Source organism: Paenibacillus sp. IHBB 10380 (assembly GCF_000949425.1).
Taxonomy (GTDB): Bacteria; Bacillota; Bacilli; order Paenibacillales; family Paenibacillaceae; genus Paenibacillus_AQ.
Genome location: NZ_CP010976.1, coordinates 2,791,001 through 2,816,000 on the forward strand (window position 1 = coordinate 2,791,001; position 25,000 = coordinate 2,816,000).

At 40.2% G+C, this 25,000-nt stretch carries 23 protein-coding genes and 1 other annotated feature; of the genes, 11 read left to right on the forward strand and 12 right to left on the reverse strand.

Annotated elements, in window-relative coordinates:
* Positions 1–197: 197 nt before the first annotated feature.
* Positions 198–824 carry an FMN-dependent NADH-azoreductase gene (locus UB51_RS12055; RefSeq protein WP_044877492.1) on the forward strand — a complete coding sequence of 209 codons (627 nt, stop codon included), beginning with the start codon at positions 198–200 and terminating at the stop codon, positions 822–824.
* A 113-nt stretch (positions 825–937) separates the two neighbouring features.
* Here UB51_RS12055 and UB51_RS12060 read toward each other — a convergent pair whose 3' ends face one another.
* Complete coding sequence (locus UB51_RS12060; RefSeq protein WP_044877493.1) at positions 938–1,606, reverse strand: HAD family hydrolase; 669 nt, start codon at positions 1,604–1,606, stop codon at positions 938–940.
* Between the two features lie 180 nt (positions 1,607–1,786).
* Here UB51_RS12060 and UB51_RS12065 point away from each other — a divergent pair, with 180 nt between their 5' ends.
* A complete protein-coding gene (locus UB51_RS12065; protein WP_044877494.1) occupies positions 1,787–2,767 on the forward strand; it encodes a YpdA family putative bacillithiol disulfide reductase in 981 nt (326 codons plus the stop codon).
* A 17-nt stretch (positions 2,768–2,784) separates the two neighbouring features.
* Positions 2,785–3,228, forward strand: coding sequence for a DUF441 domain-containing protein (locus UB51_RS12070; RefSeq protein ID WP_044877495.1), 444 nt, complete (start codon positions 2,785–2,787; stop codon positions 3,226–3,228).
* Positions 3,229–3,410: 182 nt separating this feature from the next.
* Here UB51_RS12070 and UB51_RS12075 read toward each other — a convergent pair whose 3' ends face one another.
* Positions 3,411–5,159, reverse strand: coding sequence for an ABC transporter ATP-binding protein (locus UB51_RS12075; RefSeq protein ID WP_044880102.1), 1,749 nt, complete (start codon positions 5,157–5,159; stop codon positions 3,411–3,413).
* Between the two features lie 111 nt (positions 5,160–5,270).
* On the opposite strand from UB51_RS12075, the gene UB51_RS12080 reads away from it, so the two are divergent.
* Positions 5,271–5,810 (forward strand): hypothetical protein, encoded by a 540-nt coding sequence (locus UB51_RS12080; RefSeq protein WP_044877496.1) that lies wholly within the window; start codon positions 5,271–5,273, stop codon positions 5,808–5,810.
* Between the two features lie 28 nt (positions 5,811–5,838).
* Here the strand turns inward: UB51_RS12080 and UB51_RS12085 are convergent, their stop codons facing one another.
* On the reverse strand, positions 5,839–6,153 hold the full coding sequence (locus tag UB51_RS12085) for a HesB/YadR/YfhF family protein (protein ID WP_044877497.1): 315 nt from the start codon (positions 6,151–6,153) through the stop codon (positions 5,839–5,841).
* 527 nt (positions 6,154–6,680) lie between these two features.
* On the opposite strand from UB51_RS12085, the gene UB51_RS12090 reads away from it, so the two are divergent.
* From UB51_RS12090 to UB51_RS12115, 6 genes are all read left to right on the forward strand, one after another.
* Positions 6,681–8,426: an ABC transporter ATP-binding protein gene (locus tag UB51_RS12090; protein WP_044877498.1), complete on the forward strand. Its 1,746-nt coding sequence runs from the start codon at positions 6,681–6,683 to the stop codon at positions 8,424–8,426.
* 62 nt (positions 8,427–8,488) lie between these two features.
* Entirely contained in the window at positions 8,489–10,504 is a 2,016-nt protein-coding gene (locus tag UB51_RS12095) for an ABC transporter ATP-binding protein (protein WP_082063304.1), read from the forward strand.
* Positions 10,505–10,770: 266 nt separating this feature from the next.
* Positions 10,771–11,457 (forward strand): helix-turn-helix transcriptional regulator, encoded by a 687-nt coding sequence (locus tag UB51_RS12100; RefSeq protein ID WP_044877500.1) that lies wholly within the window; start codon positions 10,771–10,773, stop codon positions 11,455–11,457.
* Positions 11,458–11,472: 15 nt separating this feature from the next.
* Positions 11,473–12,642, forward strand: coding sequence for a MalY/PatB family protein (locus UB51_RS12105; RefSeq protein ID WP_044877501.1), 1,170 nt, complete (start codon positions 11,473–11,475; stop codon positions 12,640–12,642).
* 44 nt (positions 12,643–12,686) lie between these two features.
* Positions 12,687–14,192, forward strand: a complete 1,506-nt coding sequence (gene nhaC / locus UB51_RS12110) for a Na+/H+ antiporter NhaC (protein WP_044877502.1) — start codon at positions 12,687–12,689, stop codon at positions 14,190–14,192.
* Between the two features lie 53 nt (positions 14,193–14,245).
* Complete coding sequence (locus tag UB51_RS12115) at positions 14,246–14,629, forward strand: RidA family protein (protein WP_044877503.1); 384 nt, start codon at positions 14,246–14,248, stop codon at positions 14,627–14,629.
* Positions 14,630–14,828: 199 nt separating this feature from the next.
* On the opposite strand, the gene UB51_RS12120 is transcribed toward UB51_RS12115, so the two are convergent.
* The 3 genes from UB51_RS12120 to UB51_RS12130 form a co-directional block, all read right to left on the reverse strand.
* Positions 14,829–15,296 carry a hypothetical protein gene (locus tag UB51_RS12120; protein ID WP_044877504.1) on the reverse strand — a complete coding sequence of 156 codons (468 nt, stop codon included), beginning with the start codon at positions 15,294–15,296 and terminating at the stop codon, positions 14,829–14,831.
* A gap of 214 nt (positions 15,297–15,510) precedes the next feature.
* Complete coding sequence (argS, locus tag UB51_RS12125) at positions 15,511–17,214, reverse strand: arginine--tRNA ligase (protein WP_044877505.1); 1,704 nt, start codon at positions 17,212–17,214, stop codon at positions 15,511–15,513.
* Between the two features lie 50 nt (positions 17,215–17,264).
* Positions 17,265–17,517: a binding site (T-box leader), on the reverse strand.
* A gap of 126 nt (positions 17,518–17,643) precedes the next feature.
* The gene (locus UB51_RS12130; RefSeq protein WP_044877506.1) at positions 17,644–18,627 is read right to left on the reverse strand and encodes a CobW family GTP-binding protein; all 984 of its coding nucleotides are present in this window, start codon (positions 18,625–18,627) and stop codon (positions 17,644–17,646) included.
* A 175-nt stretch (positions 18,628–18,802) separates the two neighbouring features.
* On the opposite strand from UB51_RS12130, the gene UB51_RS12135 reads away from it, so the two are divergent.
* Positions 18,803–19,318, forward strand: a complete 516-nt coding sequence (locus UB51_RS12135; protein WP_044877507.1) for a MogA/MoaB family molybdenum cofactor biosynthesis protein — start codon at positions 18,803–18,805, stop codon at positions 19,316–19,318.
* Positions 19,319–19,494: 176 nt separating this feature from the next.
* Here the strand turns inward: UB51_RS12135 and UB51_RS12140 are convergent, their stop codons facing one another.
* The 6 genes from UB51_RS12140 to UB51_RS12165 all read right to left on the reverse strand — a co-directional run bounded on the left by UB51_RS12140 (position 19,495) and on the right by UB51_RS12165 (position 24,895).
* Entirely contained in the window at positions 19,495–20,013 is a 519-nt protein-coding gene (locus UB51_RS12140; RefSeq protein WP_044877508.1) for a hypothetical protein, read from the reverse strand.
* A 185-nt stretch (positions 20,014–20,198) separates the two neighbouring features.
* The gene (locus tag UB51_RS12145; protein ID WP_267884748.1) at positions 20,199–21,398 is read right to left on the reverse strand and encodes an acyltransferase; all 1,200 of its coding nucleotides are present in this window, start codon (positions 21,396–21,398) and stop codon (positions 20,199–20,201) included.
* A gap of 371 nt (positions 21,399–21,769) precedes the next feature.
* On the reverse strand, positions 21,770–22,348 hold the full coding sequence (locus tag UB51_RS12150; RefSeq protein WP_044877509.1) for an LURP-one-related family protein: 579 nt from the start codon (positions 22,346–22,348) through the stop codon (positions 21,770–21,772).
* A gap of 246 nt (positions 22,349–22,594) precedes the next feature.
* Positions 22,595–23,218 (reverse strand): SdpI family protein, encoded by a 624-nt coding sequence (locus UB51_RS12155; RefSeq protein ID WP_044877510.1) that lies wholly within the window; start codon positions 23,216–23,218, stop codon positions 22,595–22,597.
* A 14-nt stretch (positions 23,219–23,232) separates the two neighbouring features.
* On the reverse strand, positions 23,233–23,496 hold the full coding sequence (locus tag UB51_RS12160; protein WP_044877511.1) for an autorepressor SdpR family transcription factor: 264 nt from the start codon (positions 23,494–23,496) through the stop codon (positions 23,233–23,235).
* Between the two features lie 403 nt (positions 23,497–23,899).
* A complete protein-coding gene (locus UB51_RS12165; protein ID WP_044877512.1) occupies positions 23,900–24,895 on the reverse strand; it encodes an acrylyl-CoA reductase family protein in 996 nt (331 codons plus the stop codon).
* Positions 24,896–25,000 lie beyond the last annotated feature (105 nt).

A 25,000-nucleotide genomic window follows, 5' to 3' on the forward strand; every position in this document is an offset into this window, starting at 1 on the left:
TCTTCATGAATAACTTTTTTCCTTTGTACCCGATTGGTTTGTTATGTCGAATGACAGCTTAAGCCAATACAGTAAAATGGTATTGACCGTAACTCTCGTTATCGGACACTGTAACAAACGTGTTGACAGATAAAACTTATGTTACTATAATAATGTAAGTAAGTAGATTAAAGTACAGAACAGGAGATAAACATACTATGTCTAACGTTTTATTTATCAAAGCTAATAACCGTCCTCTTGAAATGTCCGTAAGTGTTAAGCTATACCATTCATTCTTGGAGAGCTACAAACAATCGCATCCGAATGATCAAATTGAGGAACTTGATTTGTTTGCAGAGAACCTTCCTTATTACGATAATACGGCTATCATGGGTATGTATAAAGCAGCCAATGGTATGGAATTAGCACCAGAAGAACAACAAGCCGCTGACAATGTAACTAAATATTTGAATCAATTTCTTGCAGCTGACAAAGTTGTGTTTGCATTCCCATTGTGGAATATGACAGTACCGGCTGTTCTTCATACCTACATTGATTACCTTAATCAAGCAGGCAAAACATTTAGATATACAGCTGAAGGTCCTGTTGGATTAGTTACAGACACCAAAGTAGCGATTCTAAATGCAAGAGGTGGCCTGTATTCCGAAGGTCCTGCAGCAGCAGCTGAAATGTCAGTTAACTTTATTACGTATAACATGAACTTATTCGGTGTTAAAGACTTAACTTCTGTTATTGTCGAAGGACATAATCAATTCCCAGATCAAGCAGCAAACATTATTGAGACTGGACTTAAACAAGCATCGGAAGCCGCGGTAAGCTTCTAATTCAATCCTTAAATATTGTAAACAACAACCTCTCTTATGGATACATTAATCCATGAAGAGAGGTTGTTTATATACAGAATGTATTCTACAAAGTCAATCCTCCATTTGTTTCATTAGATAATCTCAACTAGCTCATTTAACTCATGAATCGTTTTCCACGGTTTCACATTTAGCTCATCATCCCATACATGGTTACGACGCAGCCAAATACCACGAATTCCAACTTGATCAGGTCCCCAAATATCGTTACGTGGATGATCTCCTATGAATACGGCCTGATCTGCTGTAACTCCCAATTGATCTAGTGCCATTTGATAAATTTGTGGAGCTGGCTTTTGTATCCCCGTATTCTCAGATATGACAACAGTGTGGAAATGCTCAATCAGTTGTAGCTTATTTATCTTCCCTTGCTGAATATGTTGTCTCCCATTCGTGATGATCCCCATTGCATAACCACGATGATTACAGTGCTTAAGGGCTTCTTCTACATAGGCCATTCGGCAGGCATGAGTCATATAATGTATGTTGTAAAATTGTTCAATATCAACAGCTGTAACTGTATTCTTCCACGGAAGAACATCTACTAACTCTTGAAAAAATTGTTGTTTATTACGATATCCATCAGCATCTCTAATTTTCATATCAACCACAATCTCAGCCTGCGCGGATTCAATAAGATGACTCAGATGTTCTGATACGAACTGCTCAGAAAATTTGCGAAATGTTGTATCTCTATCCATTAATGTATTATCTAGATCGAAAATGACTGCTTTTAAATCCATCTTTGCACCCCTTTTATACTAAACCTGTATTCACTTTGCCAAAAGTTTATTCTAGTATATCAGACGAATCTATATATTGATGATCAACTTTCTCTATTCGACGTCTCAGTTCTGGCATTTCCATAATAATTGGAGTAGGATTATATTGTTTGATGCATAAGCAACTAAGGAGGTTCCATCATGCAAGATGTTATCATTATTGGGGCAGGTCCCTGCGGTCTATCAGCAGCTATAGAATGCAACCGCCGTGGACTTTCGACACATATTATCGAGAAGCACCACATTGTCCGTTCCATTTACTTGTATCCTACATATATGCAGTTCTTTAGTACCGCTGAGCTGCTAGAGATCGGGGATATTCCATTTGCTACACCTAACGATAAGCCATTTAGGCATGAAGCACTTTCCTACTACCGTAAAGTCGCTTCACATTATCAATTAAACATTACTTCGTACGAAGAAGCTTTCTCCATTGAACGACATGACAATGGGCTATTCACCGTTCATACGAGAGATCGAAGTGGACAGGAGCTATGTCATGAAGCTCGTCAAGTGGTTATAGCAACTGGTTATTTCGACCACCCTAACTATATCGGCATTCCTGGAGAAGATCTTCCTAAAGTGACTCACTACTTCCGTGAGGCTCACCCATATACCGGAACGAAAGTGACCGTCATTGGGGGAAGTAACTCGGCCGTTGATGCGGCTATGGAACTTATCCGTGTGGGCGCTGAGGTCACGATGGTTTACCGTGGAGAGACAATCTCGGACAATATTAAACCTTGGGTTCGTCCAATCTTTGAAGGCTTGATTCAAAAAGGAAACATCCATCTTCATTTGAACGCTAAAGTTACTGAAATTAGAATGGATTCCGTTGTAGTAACAACTAACGATGGGCAAGAATCCATCATTGACAACGATTTTGTCTTAGCACTTACAGGCTTCCACCCTGATAGACAACTACTTGCTTCCTCAGGCGTACTACTTGACGGTGATATGGAGAAACCTATATTCAATCCAGAGACCATGGAAAGCTCTGTCCCAGGGCTTTATGTAGCTGGTGTTATTGCATCAGGAAGCAATGCGAATGAAGTGTTCATCGAGTCGGGTCGTTGGCATGGCCGTTTGATTGCAGAACATATACGACCTTTATCGAGCTAAAGGAGATGACCACATCCATGGATATCACTTCACTGATCTTGTTAGCGATAGCTGCGTTAGGGGTCATTAGTAACAATACAGCCATCACCATCGCAATGATTGTATTGCTGCTACTCAGAGTTACCCACTTCACGCAAGCTTTTCCATGGTTAGAGAAGTACGGACTAACGATCGGTATTATTATCCTGACCATTGGAGTCATGTCTCCACTTGCAAGTGGTAAACTGAGCCTACCTACGATCGCTAGCTCATTCTTGAGCTGGCAATCTCTACTCGCAATAGCTATAGGAATGCTTGTTGCCTACCTTGGCGGGCGTGGTGCGACGCTCATGACTAGCAATCCTACGATAGTTGCAGGCCTTCTAATTGGCACTGTGCTAGGGGTTGCTTTATTCCGAGGCGTTCCTGTAGGACCTTTGATCGCTGCGGGTATCCTGTCCCTCCTTATCGGCAAATCTTAAGTTTCACTGAACGTAAGCAGAGAGACGTCGTTAACTTATAACATAACAAAGAACCGGAGAAATGGTTAAACTGTACCCTATAGAGTAGACACTTTAATAAGTCTATCTATAGGGGTACAGTATAATTCTTCTTTCGGTTCTTTGTTGAATGCTGCACAGATGCCCTCGATACTAAGAATAACTTAGGTATCTAAATTCTGAACATTATATAGCCTTGCATAACTTCCACCAAGCTCGATTAAATGTTGATGATTACCACTTTCGGTGATACTCCCATTCTCCAATACGACAATAACATCCGCATGAGTAATTGTTGATAATCGATGTGCCACGATTAATGTAGTCCGATTAGAGGAAAGGTCCTGCAACGATTGTTGAATCAGATGTTCAGACTCTAAATCTAAAGCTGACGTAGCCTCATCCAGAATAAGAATATCAGGATTCTTCAGAAAGACGCGAGCTATAGCTAAACGCTGCTTTTGCCCCCCAGATAATTTAACCCCTCGTTCTCCAATCTCGGTATCATAGCCATTCGGAAGGTTCATAATGAACTCGTGCGCATTGGCAGCGATAGCCGCAGCTATAACTTCTTTATTATCCGCATGTGGATTGCCAAGCAAAATATTATCCTGTACAGATCCACTAAACAAGAAATTGTCCTGCAGAACCATACCTATGCTTCTGCGTAAGCTATCTTGTGTGAGGTCACGAACATCGAAACCATTAACTTGAAGGCTACCCTCTTGAATATCGTAAAACCTTGGGATTAAGCTAATAAGAGAAGATTTACCTCCCCCACTCATACCCACGAACGCCACCGTTTCTCCTGCCATAATCTCTAGATTGATATCATTTAGAATCCAATCCTCTTGATCGTTATATTTAAAGTATACATGGTCAAATCTAATATGTTTCGCAGGACCCTCTAATGTCTTAGCGTTAGGAGAATCTACAATATCATAGGATTCATTCATCAGCTCCATCACTCGATCGAGTGATGCTGACGCTTGTGTCAACGTTGTCGAAGAATTAATTAGACGTCTTAATGGGGCATATAACCGATCTAAATATCCAAAGAAAGCTACGAAAGTCCCCAGCGTAAGATCCCCCTGTATGACTCGATATCCTCCATACCCAATAACCAGAATCGGTGCTATATCCGTTAATGTATTAATCACTGCAAAAGTCATTGCATTCCAGCGCGTTTGTGCCATCGCTTTATTGAGAAAATTCCCGTTAATACCTTCAAATTGTTGCTGATCGTATTTCTCAAGTGTGAAGCTACGAATGACAGAAATACCTTGGATTCTTTCATGTAAGTAGGATTGGATTCCTGCAAGTGCTTGTGATCGATCTTTACTTAATTGCTTTAGTCTCTTGTAAAGGATTTTTACCGCAATGGCATACAAGGGGAGAATCGCAATAGAGACTAACGCTAACATCGGATTAAGATAGATCATTACCCCTAACACAATTAAAAGGGTAAACATATCAAGCCATATATTCATCATTCCAACTTCAACGATATTTTTAGTCTGCTCAACATCATTTATAAACCGTGAAATGGCTTCTCCGACCTTCGTATTCTGGTAATATCTGAGTGATAATTTTTGCAGATGGGCATATAATTTATTCCGTAAATCGAACAATATTCGACTTGTAATCAACTGAGCGAAGTACTGCCTGAAATACTCAACAGGACCTCTTACAATGATAAACAGGATCAACGTCCCACCCAGAATGAGCACTAATTGTGACATTTGCTCCTGAACACTAAGTGTTGAACTTGTTAACAAATCATCGACTACATACTTCATAATCATAGGCAATGTAAGTGGGATGGTAAATTTAATCATTCCTATAATCAGGGTCAATAAAATCCATTTTCTGTATGGCTTAATAAATTTATAATAGGCCTTCCATTGATTCAAGCTTACACTTCCTCTTTTATGATCTAATAACTTCAATCTTAATCTTTACAAAGTTGACTTTTTCCTCCTACAATGGTTTTATATTGCTAAGTCAGATTCAGGAGGAAGTACATGTCCAGACAATTTATAATGGAGGCAGCTATGCTCGCCATTTATGGTGAATTGCTACAACCACCAAGTCACGTTGAATATATCATTCCATATACAAGCATCATGGAGTTATATGAACTACAGAATAGCTCCGAACAGATTATGAGTAATAACGAGGATGACCAACACGTTAAGAAGCAAATGAGGGAATTAACAATTTATTTAGAACAACCACTTAATCAAAAAAAAATTAAGCGTGCGCTTATCATACCTTGGGCTAAAAGTGCTGCCATCCCACTCGGAGAATTAACGACAATCACCATTATCAATGCTCATGATAATGAAGCCTACGGCGAGTCTTTCGACCCTGTAGAAACTGAACTCTTATTGATCTCACAGCGCGAGTCACTACCTCTTCTTACAGATCAATTCGAACTAATCGAACGAATTATTGAAGGTGGTGTACAAGTACAGGTATACGATATTGAAGATTTTCAATTTGCAATGGAAGAAAATATATTTACCCAAACGCAATCAAAAACTCCTTTCCTCACGGAATAGGAGTTTTTGATATAAGAAACCCCAGAGCTTATAGACCTGAGGTTATTTCTTCAATTTCCTCATAAATATATTCAATATCATCGAGTGGCTCCACATAATTCACAATTAAATCATACCCATTTAAATACCAGAGATCTTGATCTTCTATATAAAAATGAATTTGTTCAATATGTTGATATATGCCCTCATCACGAGGCTGTTCAACGGAAATCCCTAACGAAAATCCCGGATGGAGCCCTCCTCCAGAACTATATCTTGGAAAGAAACGAACCGCGTCTCCTTCTTTCAAATTCAGTTCCTTAACATACCAACGTGCAGCCTCACTGCTCATGCGAATATTCATTCGTGTCAACTCCTTTATGCATTGTCAGAGCTTGCTTTGATCTCTATCATACCTGAAGCTAAGCAAAAAATACAGAATTCTACGGATTATACCTATATCTTATCATATCAAAATCATAGATCCGTTCAAAAATAAAAATTGACAGCTTAGCAAGCACGATGTTAGAATTCATAGCATACAAGAATCCAATTGGATTAAATTTCCTAAGAAAGGGTGAGTAAAGTGTTCAATCCTACATTTCAGATGGTTGATTTCGTCGCAACACATCAAGTTCATGAACTACAACAATTGAATACTGGAGTAACCCTGCTGGTGGAAACTTTCTAACAAGAAAGCAATTACGCATCTTGGAACCATTTACAAGTAAACCCTACCATGTCTCTACGGTTGCTCTTCAATAACCGTACGCATGATAACTTTAGCATTTAAAAGGCATATCGTCCGTTCACGGATGGTGTGTCTTTTTTCTGTTTACAATGGATTCAAGGATTCACCAGACAGGTTCTAATTGAAAGGAAGTGAGTGTTTTGTTTTCTGTTCTTACTAAATTGGGATGGTTCTTTCGCCAAGAGAGAAAGCGCTACATGATCGGCTTGTTCGTGCTGATTGTGTGCGGAATTGGTGAGCTACTCCCACCTCGTTTACTTGGAAATGCGATTGATGATATTGTGACGGGCTCGATTACAGGTCCCTCACTAATCGGCTATATCCTATCCATTATTGTTATTCTAATCGTTATCTATATCCTCACTTACATATGGATGCATAGACTATTCGGTGGTGCCAACCTTGTAGAACGTATTCTCCGCTCGCGATATATGAATCATTTACTCGGAATGACTCCTCCGTTCTTTGAACGGAATCGTACGGGTGACTTGATGGCAAGAGCAACAAATGACCTTCGTTCCGTATCGGCTACTGCTGGTTTCGGTATGCTGGTTATGACAGATTCAACAGTATTTTTACTCGTCATTTTGTTTGCAATGGGCTTTCTGGTCAGTTGGCAGCTCACATTAGCTGCCATCATTCCCCTTCCATTCATCGCTATAGCGATGAAGATTTACGGGAAAATCATTCACGAACGTTACTCTTTAGCACAGGATGCCTTTGGTGATATGAATGACCAAGTACTGGAATCGGTAGCAGGTGTTCGTGTTATTCGTGCATATGTTCAAGAAAGATCCGACCAGGAACGTTTTCAGAAGATAACAGATGATGTTTATCGCAAAAATATGCATGTCGCCAAGCTCGATGCTTTATTCGAACCTACCATTCGTCTTTGTGTGGGACTCAGTTATGTGATTGGTCTTGCTTATGGGATTTATCTCGTATTCAAGAATGAAATTACGCTTGGAGACCTTGTCTCGTTCAATATGTACCTTGGGATGATGATCTGGCCTATGTTCGCCATTGGAGAACTCATTAATATTATGCAACGCGGGAGTGCATCACTTGATCGTGTCGACGAAATTTTATCGGTTGTTCCCGATGTTAACGATGTCGCTCACCCTATTCATGTAGATAATCCTGAGACGATCGAGCTACGGGATGTTACCTTTCGTTATCCAGCTTCAACAGTTGATAATCTAAAACATATTCAGTTCACGATGCAAAAAGGACAGACGCTCGGTGTAGTCGGTCGTACCGGAAGTGGTAAAACTACTTTGCTTAAACAGTTGCTTCATGAATACCCAACAGGAAGCGGACAACTGCTCATATCTGGAATTTCCATTAATAATATAGCTAAAGATCAACTCTATAGTTGGATCGGATATGTTCCACAAGAGCAAATTCTATTCTCTAAGTCTGTGAGACAGAATATTCAATTCGGTCTGAAAGATGCAAGCGACGACCTAATCATGGAGGCTATTGCTACAGCAGCTTTTGAGAACGACTTGATAACCCTATCCGATGGTCTAGATACGCTTGTTGGGGAAAAAGGTGTTGCCCTCTCGGGAGGTCAAAAGCAGCGTGTTGCGTTAGCCAGAGCTTTCATTGGTAATCCTGAGATTCTTATTCTAGATGATGCGCTATCCGCGGTTGATGCTAGAACAGAAGCACGAATTATTGAGAATATTAGGCTCAAACGTGCTGGCAAAACAACCTTAATTTCTACCCACCGTTTATCAGCTGTAGAGCACGCTGACTGGATCGTCGTGATGGAACAAGGAAGTATTATTGAAGAAGGAACACATCAAGATTTACTGGCTCATGGTGGCTGGTATCTGGAACAATTCGAACGTCAACAAGTGGAGAATAAACTTACGACTTAAGGTGGTGTCTTAGATTGAATATAGGTAAACGCTTGTTCCAATATGCTCTGACTGCTAAAGCGATGTTTATTGCTGCTATTATTACATTGTGTATCGGCGTAGCGGCAGAGCTAGCGGGACCTTTTATAGCCAAGGCCATGATTGATGATCATATGCTTGGCATTGAACAACCCTTTTTTGAGACAAATTCTTCTGATTCTTTTGGAGCTGTCCCCTATGAAGGTCATTATTATAAGCGAGGTGATCGATTCGCTGAGGATGAGCCTAAAGGGAATGAAATTCGTGTTCTCCAGCAGGGACGTAGCTTCTACTTCATTAATCAGCCCATTGATGTAGCCGTTGGCAAAAGAAGCTACGCAGAGGGGCAATTAACGATTACGAATGGTACAATTCAGAATTCTTACCCTGCTAAGGCTTTAACAGCGGAGCAGCTGTTTACCTTCTATAAGCCCGAAATTCCAGGCATTATGAAGCTGGTCGGATTATACCTTCTTCTATTAGTGGTTACAATTTTCACTGAATTTGGTAAAACCTATTGGCTACAAGCATCTGCAAACAAAGTAATTCAGAAACTTCGTACGGATGTATACGCTCATATTCAGCGTCTACCCGTACACTTCTTCGATAATTTACCCGCGGGTAAAGTGGTATCTCGTATTACCAATGATACAGAAGCCGTCAAGGACTTGTTCGTAGCAGTCCTTGCTAACTTTAGCTCTGGTATTATCTATATTGCCGGTGTCTATGTCGCCCTATTCATGCTCGATGTCCGATTGGGGCTTGTATGTCTCTTTGTTATTCCGATCCTGTTCGTTTGGATCTATTTGTACCGAAAATTTGCAACGAAGTTCAACACCATTATCCGTTCGCGGTTAAGTGAAATCAATGCAATCATTAATGAATCTATTCAAGGAATGTCAATTATTCGTATCTTTAGACGTCAGAAACAGACCAATGAAGAATTCGAAGCACTCAATCAAGATTATATGAAGCACCAGAATAAGATGCTTAATCTTAACGCCTGGACAACACATAACTTAGTTAATGTACTGCGTAGCTTGTCATTTGCAGTATTACTAGCCTATTTCGGATTCGGTTCATTGAATGGTGCTAATGCAGTGTCTCTCGGTGTACTTTATGCCTTCGTAGATGTATTAGGTCGTCTATTTCAACCCATCACTGGCATGGTAAACCAACTAGCTGCACTCGACTCCTCAATGGTCTCTGCTGGAAGAGTCTTTGAATTAATGGATGAAGAAGGAGAAGCTGTTACGGATGGCCAAATGCCTCGTTATAAAGGAAATGTTGAATTCAAAGATGTATTTTTTGCTTACAAGAAAGACTATGTTCTCAAAAATATATCTTTTGAAGCGAAACAAGGACAGACGATCGCACTCGTAGGTCATACCGGTTCGGGTAAAAGTTCAATCATCAACCTTCTCTTCCGCTTTTATGATCCACAACAGGGAACCATTACGATTGATGGTCAAGAAGTAAAGAGTATACCGAAGCAGTGGCTTCGCCAACATATGGGAATTGTGCTTCAGGACCCCTATCTCTTCACAGGTACTGTCGCCTCTAATGTTAGCCTAGGAGATGAGAGAATCACACGAGAGCAGATTGAGAAGGCACTTCGTGATGTTGGGGCTGATAGAATTCTCGCCCATCTTCCACAAGGGTTCGATGAGCCTGTCGTAGAGAAAGGAAGTACACTCTCTGCCGGACAACGTCAACTCATCTCATTTGCCCGTGCTCTTGCATTCGATCCAGCTATTCTAATCTTAGATGAAGCAACAGCTAATATTGATACAGAAACAGAGAGCTTAATACAATCAGCACTCGAAGTTCTGAAGAAAGGTCGGACGACGTTCATTATCGCCCATCGCCTCTCTACCATCCGGAGTGCAGATCAAATCCTAGTATTGCACCGTGGCGAAATTGTTGAGAGAGGTAGCCATGATGAATTATTGAAGATTGGTGGCCGATACCATCAGCTATATCAGCTACAGCAAGGTAATACTATCGCTTCACCAATGGCATCTTTACAAGGTCAGCCCATAGCAAATGGAGCGTTATAACAAATAAGATCCATCTGGAGTTCCTCCCTTCTCTCATGTGTTTAGTTGTAATCCTAAGCATATGAGATTTAGGGAGGAACTTCTTTTTTGCGTGTTCTAAAAAATCAAACGCAATCATGCTCTAAATCATAAAATCGATAAGTGATAATAAATTATTATAAAAATTATTGTAAACGCTTCCTATTAATGATAATATGTTATCAAGATGATAAATTATCATTAAATCTCGACAATAATATGTAGTTCAGAGAATTTGGAGGTACTTCATGGAATCAAATAACGTTCATCTTTTTCTGGAGAAATATTTCCCAATGGCTTCTTTCATAGCCTCAATTGTTGGACCCAAATGTGAAGTTGTTGTACATGATATTAGTAATCCAGAACGATCGATTGTTCATATTGAAAACGGTCACATTAGTGGTAGAAAAGTGGGAGACGGTTCGACGGACCTTGTATTGAAACTCCTTAAAGGTGGGGCTTATCACGAGCAACAGTTTATCACGAACTATAAAGGGAAAGGATCACTCGGTCAAATCTTTCGCTCTTCTACTTACTTCATTAAGGATGAAAGCGGTGTATTGGTCGGTATGATGTGTTTGAATATCGACGTCACCCATTTGGATACCGCTGCTCAGTGGATTCAGGATTTGTTAGAAGGTGGTGGAGCTTTTCCTTCCGACCCGAAAGTCCCGGTTGTGACTGCTGCTGAGAAACCTGTATCTGAATACTTACAAGGAAATATGGATGACTTATTAGCACACATGATTGAGACGGTAATGTCCAGAACAACCGTTTCGCCTAATCGATTATCTGCCCAAGAGAAAATGGAATTGATTAAAGAATTCAATGACGAAGGGGTTTTCCTACTCAAGGGCGGTGTCGTACAAGTGGCGAAAGCTTGTAATATGTCTGAACCCACCGTTTATCGTTACTTACAGAAAGTTAAGGATTAGATGGGAGGGAATGATATGAGTACAAATTTTGATGAAGTAATCAACCGATTCGGGACAAACTGTGCCAAATGGGATGGGTTAGTCACAGAATATGGTCAGGAGGTTATCCCGTTGTCTGTAGCGGATATGGACTTCCGTGCTCCCCAAGCCCTCGTTGATGAGACGATTCGAATAGCACAGCACGGTATATTCGGCTATACGGAGTTATACCCCCCTTATTATGAGGCCGTTCAGGGATGGATGAAGCGCGCCTATGCGTGGGATATCCCTCAAGAGTGGATTGTATTCAGTCCGCGAATTGTGCAAGCCTTTTCAATTATTCTACAAAAGTTTACGGAGATCGGTGATCGCGTGCTCATTCACACTCCAGCTTATCAACCGATTGCGAAGGCTGTCTCAGAGAATGACCGCAAGCTAGTTGAGAGTCCGTTGATCTATCGGAATGGTCGTTATGAAATCGACTTTGAAGACATGGAACTCCACATGAAACAAGGGATAAAAGTACTCCTGTTATGTTCACCGCATAATCCAACTGGACGCGTATGGAACATCTCAGAATTAGCCCGATTAGCAGACTTGTGTAACCTGTATGATGTCCTTCTCGTATCAGATGACGTTCATGCGGATTTTATTCGGCCTGGCCATGAGCATACCGTGATTACTAAATTATCTGAGCAAGTTGCACAACGAAGCATTATTTGTACTTCTCCAAGTAAAACATTCAATCTGGCAAGCTTGGAAATTGCCAACATTATTATTCCTAATGAGGATCTACGAGCGAAGTTCAAGAAAGGTCTGGTTGAAGCTGGAATTCACAACCCAACATTCTTCGCAGTGCCGATATGTGAAACTGCATACACGGTTTGTGATGGATGGTTGGAAGAAGTGAAATCGTATATTGAAGGCAATATTCACTTTGTGAAGCAATTCTTTGCCGAGCATTTTCCTGAGTTTCATATTGTGGAATCGGAAGGCACCTATTTACTTTGGATTGACTGTACGTCCTTCGATAAAAATGATGAGAAACTGAAACGCTGGTTACTGGATGACTCTAAAGTTAGTGTTAGTTTCGGTACAACTTTCGGTCAGCAAGGTGAAGGCTTTATTCGTCTAAACGTCGCCACATCGCGGGTGACTCTTGAAGAAGCTCTACAGCGTATGGCCACTGCCTACCCAAGCATTTAATAAATAACAACATTGCACTCATACAATACTATTCCGAGGTGAACATGATGGGAATTAAGCAAACCAGACAACCAAAGGAAGTACAACAAAAGATCATAAAGCCACCTACCCTACTATTAGCATTAGTACCCGTTTTTACGATGATTGTATTACTGAGCTTAGGTTATGTACTATTCGAACTTCCTCCTGAGCCGTTGATTATTCTCTCTGCCATTGTGGCGGGGATCGTTGCTATTAAGTTGGGTCATTCGTATGATGACATACTCAGATCGATATCAGAAAAGATAGCTAAGACGATGCCCGCTATCCTCATCTTGATAACGGTTGGGTTCATGATTGGTACTTGGATGGTTGGCGGTACTATTCCAATGATGATTTATTATGGGTTGCACATTATTAATCCTCAATTTCTCATCATTACTGCGTTCTTAGTTACTGCCATTGTGTCGATCTGTACAGGTACGTCATGGGGATCTGCCGGAACGATCGGTGTTGCGTTCATGGGTGTTGCAGCAGGTATGGATGCTAATCTAGCTGCTGTCGCCGGTGCAGTTGTTGCAGGTGCTTATTTCGGAGATAAACTTTCTCCGTTGTCAGACACAACCAATATCGCCTCTCTAGCAACTGGAGTTAATTTATATGAACATATAGGTCACTTGCTATACACGACCATCCCTTCCTTTATTGTTGCTGCGATAGTATATATTATCACAGGATTGAATACAGGTGGCGCGGGCGTTAACATTCCGGAAAAAGTCGGTACGATTATGAGTACGTTAGATACGATTTTCAGTTGGAACTTGTTACTTATTCTTCCTGTTCTTATCGTCTTGTTTGGTTCTCTTACCAAGAAACCCACGATTCCTGTTATGCTTATTTCATCTATTGTGGCCATGGCCAATGCCATGATATTTCAAGGATTTACGATTCAAGATGTCATGGTTTCCGCAGTAGGTGGGTTTAATTTATCTATGGTGAATGTGGCTGGTTTCGATCTTGCAACTGTCATTCCGGATATACCTCGTTTGCTAAACCGCGGGGGTATGAATTCGATGATGGGAACATTACTTATTTGTTTCAGTGCGATTACATTCGCTGGAGTCATTTCCGTAACGAAATCACTAGATCTTATTATTAACAAGTTGATGAGATTAGTTCATTCTACAGGTTCCTTGATCGTAACAACGATTATCGTGGGTCTATCGATGATTGGTATTACAAGTAACGGTCAGATTTCAATTCTTATGCCTGGAGAAATGCTGCGCGAGACTTATATTCGCAAAGGTCTACATCCTAAGAACCTATCAAGAACCATCGAGGACTCTGCAACGATTATCGAACCTATCTTACCGTGGACAGCTGCCGGTGCCTATATGGCAGGGACACTCGGTGTGGCGACATTAGATTACTTACCTTGGGCAGTACTTTGTTGGACAGGTATCATATTCGCAGCACTTTGGGGCTTCACCGGTTTCGGTATAGCGAAGCTTTCGCCAGAACAGCAACAAGAAATGTTGAAAGAGTTCGATACTGAACAGAACGTTTCATAATAAATAATAACGCTATTTAAAACTAGAGATAAGAAAAGTGGAGGAGATATACGATGTCTAATATTAAAGAAATTGTACAAACAACTGGAGCACCTCAAGCAATTGGACCTTATTCACAAGCAGTCAAAGTAGGTCATCTACTCTTTACTTCGGGGCAGCTCGGGATGGATCCAGAGACGGGATTGTTCCCTGTAACCGTGGAGGAGCAGACAAAACAATCTTTGAATAATGTAAAAGCAATTATAGAGGCAGCAGGCGGCAACATGAACCAAATCGTGAAATCGACGGTCTTTCTAAAAGATATGAACGACTTTCAAGTGGTGAACGAAATATATAGTGGGTATTTTGTAGAACCTTATCCCGCTCGTAGTGCAGTACAAGTAGCACGGTTACCGAAAGATGCTCTAGTAGAAATAGAAGTGATCGTAGATTTGTAATATTCACTAAGAGATACTAATGAACAAGAAGAAACGGCTTCGCCGTCCTTAAAGGGACGGTAACCGTCTCGTAGAAATATAAGCAAAGTATAGTGAAAACTTATACTTTCTTATATTTTTATAAATATTAAAGAGCCTCATTCCTAATCATGGAATGAGGCTCTTTATTTAGTATAGACACTAGAGATTGTTAGGATATTTATTTCGTTGTGAAATCTTTTTCCAGTTCTAACTTAACGTACAGCTCTCGAGAATAACCTTGAAGTTTTTTTTCAAGTGCCTGTGCTTGATCCTTGAAACTTGTCAATTCACGTATCATTCTAGAACGCCCTGCTGGACTGAAAGTCTCCTGAATTCGTTCCTTGAAATAATCATGAACAATATAATTCCGCTGCTTCCATACTTTTTTAAGTTGAATTGTCTCTTCCTCTGAGAAGGGGAAGTAATGTTGAATTTCCTGTACCAATTGGCCCAGAGAACTATTTAATTTACTTTGATATAATTCTGTGAAATCTTCTTCTGATGGTATCTTCCCTTGCGATAGCTTCATAAGCATTAGTAAATTGGCGAGTTGTTGCTCTAAAGCTTGCGAATAATATACAGCAAGTCCAAAATAGGCAAATACATCCTTGGAATGATCACTATCGAGCAGCTTATCTTTTCCCATGCGTTCCGCTCCATTCACTATTTAAGACCTACACCTAAGGTGTAAGCTAATCTGCTTTATTACTCCTTCTTATGTTAAAGGAATAAGCGGAATCAATCAACATGGATCTAATGATTGAGTAATTATACCTATTCACAACATAAAAATATAAATATATATCCACATATACAAGGATGTAAAGCATCTTGAGACCTATTCTAGATCGGTCACTTATTTACATTCGATTCGGAGTACCAATACCTAATATATGCAACGTTCTTTGTAGAGAATCTCCTGTTAATTGCGTCAATGTCAGTCTTGCTGTTCTAAGATCTTGATTCTGGTCAAGAATTCTTTCCTTATTATAATAATGATTAAATGCTTGGGCCACATCCAGAGCATATCTGGCGAGTACAGACGGTTCATTATTGTGAATTCCACGTTTCAGTGCTTGTGGGTAGCGAGTAAGCACTTTGAGAAGTTCCCATCCAGACTCTCCGAGTGGATTTATTATCTGATCTGAAGGAGTGCTACTGAGAAGCTCTTGCTCATCTTCATTCAGTTTACTTTTAAGAATTAAACTCTGTGTTCTTGTGTAAGTATATTGCAGATATGGACCCGTCTCCCCTTCAAAATTCAGTGCATCTTCCAATGAGAAATCTACCTCATTCACCCGGTTATTCTTAAGGTCGCCGAATACAATTGCTCCAATCCCTACAGCTTCTGCTACATCATGCTTATTAGGCAAATCTGGATTTTTATCATCGATGACTTGTAGTGCTCTAGCTATAGCTTCATCCAGTACTTCCTCAAGCTGAACAATCTTTCCACGACGCGTAGACATTTTCTTACCCTCGAACTTCATTAATCCGAAGTGAACATGTGTGCAATGTTTTACCCATTCCGCTCCCATTTTCTCTAATACTGCAAATACCTGACTAAAGTGAAGTTTTTGTTCTCCACCCACGACATATAGTAATTGATCCCCCTTCATCACATCATGCCGATAGAACGCAGTCGCTAAATCACGGGTCGGATAAATGGTCGATCCATCGGACTTCATAATTAGACAGGGAGGCATTCCCTTCTCTTCCAATCTTACGACTAGCGCACCTTCACTTTGCTCCAATAGCCGCTGGTCTTGTAAATCTTGAACCACAGCCGCCATCTTGTCATTGTAGAAGCTCTCTCCAAGTACATGATCGAAGGTCACATCAAGCCTCTTATACATCCGATTAAACTCTTCCATACTGACTTCTACAAAGTATTTCCACAACCGAACTGCTTCCTCGTCTCCTGATTCCAATCTACGGAACCAATCTCTCGCCTCTGGCTCAAGGGTTGCATCATGTTCAACTTGATCATGAAAAGTAACATACAAACGTAACGATTCCTTGATTGGGTTTTCTTTCAATGCTTCATCATTTCCCCAACGCTTATAAGCCGTGATCTGTTTACCAAATTGAGTTCCCCAGTCCCCTAGATGATTAACACTTACTACCTCATACCCTGCCATCTCATACATATTATAGAGTGCAGCCCCAATCATCGTGGACCGAAGATGCCCTATTCCGAATGGCTTGGCAATGTTAGGCGAGGACATATCAATAATCACTCTTTTTCCTTGCCCTACATTCAGTTGACCATAATCAGGCTGCTGAATTTCTTGCATAAGAATATTCGAATAATAACCACGGTCATAACGCAAATTGACATAAGGCCCTACTGCCGAAGCCTCTACTCCATGTAATTGAATTTGATCCGCTAACTGCTCCGCAATTTGATGGGGTGCTTGTTTCTGAATTTTGGCCAGCGCGTAACAAGGAAATGCCACATCCCCCATCAGTGCTGAGGGTGGTGTTTCTAACAGGGCTCCAATTTGTTCAACACTTAAAGATACATGGGGCTGAATGGCTTCTATAGCTATTTGTAGTAACATAATACGTTCTCCTCCTCTACTGTATACAACAAAAAAGCTCCCGTCTCTATAAAAGAGACGAGAACTACAATTCCCGCGGTACCACTCTAAGTGAACAGATAGAATTAGGCTATCTGTTCCGCTTGTTGACCACTTAACGGCTGTCAGCCGGACTACTCTACTAAGAGAATGAAATCGTAACTCTCGCTTGGAATAGTCGTCTCATCAGGTGCGCTTCATGTAGGATGATCATGCCGGCTCACACCTTTTCCGGCTCGCTGAAATGCTCATTACCTTCACTACTCTCCCGTTCATCGACGTTTGATTTCAATAAGTATACCTGCACACCACACCGGATGCAATACTTTACATGAAAAGAAGTATGTAGAAATTAAGCGACCTTTTGTTTACATGCTTCGGCACATCTACGGCAGGCGAATCAGGATATCTTCAGTTTACTATTCCTCTTTTTTCCAACGCATTCAAACCGTTCATTAGATCCGACTTAGAGAAATGTTCACCTATAAACACAGCTACATCAGGAACCTTGCCTTGAGGTGTAATCTTCAAGAAATCTGATTCTCTGAACGCATATTGAAATAAGAATCGGCTCGAAGTATCACTGAAGGATATAATCCCTTTCGCACGATACACTTCACGAGGTAGCCGAGAGACCCATTCTTCAAATTGTTGGCTATCTATAGCGTGTTCGAAATAGTGCGTGTACACCATAACATGATCATGCGAATGATGCATATGCTTGTGTTCATGTTCTTCTGATTCTACCTTTATCAACAAGGATGGATCGAATGTAGCCTCCTTGTATAATAGATCTATATCTATATCACAACGAACAGTCGGGAAAATGGGTGCAAACTCATTCCATCCCGATATAATATTTCTTAATTGTAGTTGCTCTTCTTCGTTCACACGATCAATTTTGTTAAGAATCAGATAGGATGCACATCGAATCTGCTCTTGCATGAGTCGATAGGTCTGTCCTTTCTGCTCCTTATACAATTCCAACAAGTGAACCGCATCAACAACCGTAATGACGCTTTTTAGATCAATTTTGATATAGAGAGCCGCTTCTGTAACCCCATCTAGAATTTCCATTGGATTGGCGATGCCCGTAGCTTCCACTACGATCACATCCGGAGACTCGGTATGGATCAGATTTGCAATTTCTAAACTTAAGTCGCCTCTTATAGAACAACAGATACAGCCACTAAGCATCTCTGTCATGGGCACTGTTTCCTCTATTAGAACGCCTTCTAGATTTACATCACCAATCTCATTCATGATCACAGCAGGACGCAATCCTTGTTCCTGCCAATGAGATACCATCTGCTGAAGTAATGTCGTTTTACCACTTCCCAAAAATCCTGACAAAATATATATAGGTGTTGCCTGCTTCTGTAAGGGGTTATTCATGATTTCTCCTCCATATAAAACCTTCTGTGTTTAGCCGATTTTACTATAGGTAGCCTCTTGGAGCAAGCGTTGACTGCGATCAACCTTCACACTTTCTTGCACTAATATAAATGATGACTTATGCTAAAGTATACACAACAACCATCATTTGAACATCTAAGGAGTATGATGAACAATGAATTCAGTAGATCAGCATCGTAGTGAAGCACCCAGTTCTGTATCTTGTATGATCGTTACGGTGTCAGACACCCGAAATGAAGAGACTGACGTAAGTGGACAACTGATGAAGAGTTTACTAGAAACTGCTGGTTATACCGTTATTAACTATGTTATCGTCAAAGACGAATATGAGGGTATCAGAGAGCTTATTTTTGAAGCATCCAATAACAATACCATTGAAGCTGTATTGCTGACCGGTGGAACAGGTATTTCGCCAAGGGATACAACTTATGAGGCCGTGGCTTCCTTATTAGATCGAACACTTCCAGGCTTCGGTGAAATCTTCCGGTTCTTAAGCTTCACAGAAGACATCGGTTCCGCAGCTATTCTAAGTCGTGCAATTGCAGGCACCGTAGGAAATACAGCCGTGTTCTCCATGCCAGGCTCCAAGGGTGCTGTCAAATTAGCGCTGGAGCGAATTATCATCCCAGAACTGAAACACGTTATACGAGAAATTCACAAACCTAGATAATATGAAGTAAGATGAACAAAAAAAGACGATGCTCTATATAGAATGAACTAAAGACGAACCCCCATATTCTTGGTTTTTCAGAATTCTGTAGAGCATGAGGGTGTAAACTTTAGTTCATTTTATTTCATTAGATATCGGCTTCATATAACAAATAAAGAACTTCTGTTCACTTTAATTCACTGTACCTTGTCCACTCTGTTTAGCAACGTGTTAAATACCTGTCTCACTTCTTTATCATATCTTCCCTTTTGCTTGCCCGCAGAGGTGTAGACTAAGCTTGTACCTTCTAAACTATAAATTTCAGTACGCGTAGCGGGAGTCTCTACTACACTATTATTCCCGTATAAATGTTCAATTCTTGCCATCCGTTCTTGTTCATCCGTAAATACATACATTGTAATATAATTCTCCGGATCACCGTTTATCAAATACGAATAATTAATATTACCTCTTGTATCTACCGTATATGCCTCATTAGTTAACAGAAGATGTTGATCCGCAAAAGACCTTTTCATCTCTGTCAGGAATTGTCCGTTTAGCCCCTTCCCTTGAGATTTAGCACGTATATTTCCCTCTTTATTAGATTCCATATTATATAATTTGACTTCTTTTTTGATGACTTCTTTAGAACATCCCGCCATACTGATACTTATCGTGCACAAACAGATGATCATGCCCACCTGCCAATGTTTCATGTGCTTTCATCCCTTTCCTAATCCCTGTTATTCATTAGGAGTATGTTAGGTTTAGAATGCCATGAAATTGGATCAGCTATTCATGCTACTCGTTCTAATTTATTGTTCGTATTGACCCTATAACCATGCCCACATTCGCTAGAGTGCGAAGTGGGCATGGTTATATTATCTATTACGTTGATGTTCTAGCCTGCTTGTGTTGTACCTGGTCTTTGATTGATACTTGGCTTGCGCTTCGGCTTCGGAAGATTACCAAATATAATCCATGAGTACGGAATAAATCGTGCCGTTAATGAGACTACAATCCACGAACCTATGAGAGCAGTAACAATTCCACCAAGATACCATAGATGGATGAGCCAAGCCGTACCTGTCACTGGTGGGAATTTACGATACATTAACAGGAAGAACGGATGAATGAGATAGATCCCGAAAGAAAGCGCTCCGAGTCTTTCCATCGGCCGAACCAATAAAGATGATCCTTTATAATATATAATGTGCGCTACTTGAAGCGACACTAGAGCGAACGTATACGTGTGAACATTCCATAATAGCTCATACAAGATAGAGTTATATTGGACGCCATTCAAGCGAGTCTGATACCAAATATATACGTGTGATATACCTGCTACCAGCCAAACAAGCCATAGAACAAGCCATATCACTATACGAGTAGGATTAGCATTCTCGCGGTTCATCATAATCCAAGCTTTCAATTTCGGATAATAGATTCCGATGAATGCTCCAAGAAAGAAATAGGAAGCATAAGATAGTGACCAACTTCCTTTATTCTGAACAGGTGTTGTCAAATAGTATTTATTAATGAGTACGAACGCCCACTGTATAGTAAACCCAATCGGAATAGCCCATTTGGATATCGCCGGTCTGCTCTTGAACAGCCAGAGTACAAGTGGGAAGAGAAAATAAAACTGTATACTAATAAATACAAAATATAAATGCGTATATGCTTTCCCCGTAATAAGCTTCATTCCAAAAGTAGTAATCGTATCTACAAACGAACGATCAGGATAATATAAATATTGTAATATAGCAAAATAAAATACAGAGAACAAAAAATAAGGAATAATAATATATAACAGTCTCTTCTTAAAAAAGCCTGTAATGAGGCTTTTGGTCAGTGGACGGGAATAATAGTTGTAGAAAAGTACAAAGCTACTTAGAAATATAAATGTCGGTGTACCTAGTTTCATAAAAATATTAAAAAAGTTATAGATAAAGAAATACCCTGAACCCGTCATCGCGGATACCGCATCAGACGTAGAGTGAACACATAAAACACCCATAATCGCCATGGCCCTTACCAGTTGCAGCTCCGGAATTTTTTCTTTTTGCTGTTTGTTTACAACTTGCGTCTGATTATTCACAACATAGTGCCCCTTCCTAAGTTCACATTCATCAGAAAAAATAGAATGGAATTCAATACTATCACAACATACTGAAGATTCTCTGAATATATAAATATGCTTATCAACAACGAAATACTCACTACTCTATGTAATTTGAATCTATTCTGAATCTATTATCTAAAATATTCTTTCTATAAAATCGACCAACAAATCAAATCATAGTATCATTAAATTATATTGTCAATGAACTTATAGATAGCTTTTTTCTCAATTCTCGTAATGAATGTTGACCTGAAAAGAGAATGTCCATTGGCTTTTCCGCCGCGGACATCCCCTTTATGTGTGCTTTGTAACCGTAGAAAGTTTGCAGGAATACAAGAACAAGCAGTCTAGCCCTGCTTCCCTTCGATCGCGCAGAGCAATACGCTTGCGGCAAGTCCTAATCGGCGATCAAGTGTCTGGCCCGGGTCCAGTGAGAAATCGATATTAACTTTTGTGACGAACGGGTTGAAATTTTGCTTAAAAGTACTGACTGTGTTCCCACTAATCTGAACGTTGTACTGCTGAGGAATAAGGTCCGATAAGAAACGACGTAACAAGGCAAGAATTTTGTTATCTTCCTTGATCCGTCCAATTTCGGCTTCACTCGCGTTCAAAATGAGCCATTCATCCTTGAGAATTGATTTAAGTCCCTTTCTGCGCAGGCTGCCGATATGTTCTCCGGTTCTCGCATCCTTAACGTCATAGATAGCAGAGAAATCAATGATACTGCGGGCCGTGATCGTAAGTATCTCCTCAGACATACTCTCATCGCTGTACAGCCGAATGTCCTCCTTCAATTTGAAGGCTTTCATTTGGGAGAACATAACCAGTTCCTGATTGGAATTATAAATATGGATCTTGGCACCGACGATCGAAAGTACCTTTTTTCTAACTAAATATTGAGTATAGCCAAATTTGTCTTGCACTTTGTTGAAAACCCTCCTAGTAGGATAATATTAACTATATCTTACGACAAGAGAGACATCCTGTATACTCGTTTAGTAACATTTGATATCACCCACTCGTTCTACCATGATCGCCTGAGGTATCCATCTTCTTTTGAGAATATAATAAGGATAAGGTGTCCTCCATAACCGACCTCTTGGTTGACCATGTTGTAAAACTCGATGGTTCTTTTCATTCTCAACCACAATGTTAGTGTTTTTCAAGCGCTAGCGTTGAGCCGATTTTATTTTCAGATAATAAAAAGAGCTTCCTAGTACAGTCAATACTGAAATAAGTAAAACTGCAACAAACGTGGGTATAACAACCTTCGACGGCAATAGAGTGACCAATAACATCCCTAAGCCTCCAACTACGAAAATACGTCCAAAAACAAGTTGGATTTTACGCCTTACGTCTTCTCTAATCGTCATATTAATCTGCCCACCAACATGACCATTCTGCTTGAATCGTGGCATGTAATTTCCTACCACAATAAAAGTTACCCCTGTGACTAAAGGTCCAATTAAGTCCAAATTCATAGGATGACCCAATCCATCAGCAATCAGCATGCCATGAACAAAGACGAGAATGACTAAACTAATCGTCACAATTACATCCATTGAGCTTTGAATCCTCAGGTGATTATTGTTATTCGTAGCTATAAACGGCAGTAACTGCATTAGAACAAACATGAATGCCATGACCGCTGGAATAAACAAAACAATAAACCATCTGGATATCTCGTTATTGTTCATCACCATTTGCTCAGGTAACTTTTGAAAGCTCCATATACTTAGCACAATTGCAACAACCAGAACTAGCACCGATAAAATATTTTTCTTCCATGTCATATTTACTCATCTCCTTAGTTTTTATTAAATTGTAAAATCCACTTCAATAAATCTTGAAAAACTGTCATGTTCAAAGAGTAATGAATAAACTGTCCCTTTCTTTCATCCCAAATGAGGTTAGCTTGCTTAAGCAGATTCAGATGATGTGAAATAGCTGGTTTGGTCATTTGAAACTGTTCAGCGATCTCACCGGCCGTCATATCTTGCTCCTGCAGCATGTCTAGAATTTTACGTCTTGTTGGATCAGATAACGCTTTAAAGGCATCGTTAAGTGACATTCGCTTCCTCCTTTCTTCTTTACTTTAAATCATGTTTTAATATTTAAATAATTGTTTAATAACTTAATAATTAAATTAAAACATTTACCACCTCATAAGTCAATATATTCCATAAAAAAAGGCACCCAGCCATAACAAACTGGCGGATAGCCATAGTCTATAATTCACTAATAGCAATATTCATACTTTTTTTACTATTTTCCCTTTACTAAGCTTTGATCTTTCATCAAATTGAATCGCTACTGTTTCACCGTGGATCGTAATTACCATTGTGTGGTTGTCCTCAAGCCCCAAAAACTCCAGATCTCATTTTCATTAAGACTGCATGAATTTTGAATTCCACGATGATATCACAAAAAATAGGAAGCCTTATGGCTTCCCCTTAAACTTTTGAAAATTTCAACTAATCGAGTTTAACCAGTGTTCGACCTACAGCCCCACCCTGTAAAATAGTCTCCAATACAGAAGAAAGATCATCAAGTTGAACCTCTGTAATTCCTTGCTGAAGTGCAGTGACTGGTTTCCAGTCGGAAGCTAAATTATTCCATATTATCTGTCTACGATCCATTGGACAATTAACAGAATCTATACCTAACAATTGTACACCTCGCAAAATAAATGGATAGACCGTATTATCAAATGAAGCTCCACCTGTAAGTCCTGATAAGGCCACACCTCCGCCATACTGTATACTTTTTAATATTCCAGTAAGTTGCGCCCCTCCGACAGGATCAATCACCCCAGCCCAGCGTTCTTTAGCGAGAACTCCCTTAACAGGAGCTTCAATATCTCCCCTAGTCACAACTGCAGTTGCTCCCAGCTGCTTCAGGAAATCTGTATATTTATCCGCTTTACCTGTGCTTGCTACTACTTCAAATCCGAGCTGAGCCAGAATGGAGACTGCAATACTGCCGACACCTCCTGTAGCTCCAGTTACTAACACGGGGCCATTCTCTACTCTAAGTCCGTTAAGTAAAAGACTATCTACAGACAAAGCTGCTGTAAATCCGGCTGTCCCAATGCTCATCGCTTCTCGCGAAGTCAACCCCTCAGGGAGTGCAACGAGCCATTCACTATTCAGCCTTGCATACCCACTGAATCCTCCATAGTGAGATACACCAAGACCGTACCCTGTACACAAAATGGAATCCCCGATCTTGAATTTGGGGTTACTTGACTCCACAATCGTTCCAGCTAAATCAATACCCGGTATGAATGGATATGTTTTTACGATTCTTCCATTTGCTGAATTTGCCAGCCCATCCTTATAATTTACTCCCGAATACTCGACCTTAACAGTAACGTCTCCCTCAGGCAGTTGATCTATAGCTAATGTCTCCACCCCACTACGGAATCCCCGCTCATCTTTATGGATCATATATGCTTGAAATTTGTCCATTCTAACCTTCCTTTCTTCAGCTTAATTTTCATGCGAAATTATAGATCTATCTAGATAGATTGAAAAAAGAAGATCATGTCCATCTAAGGAAAGTGATCTTCTTTA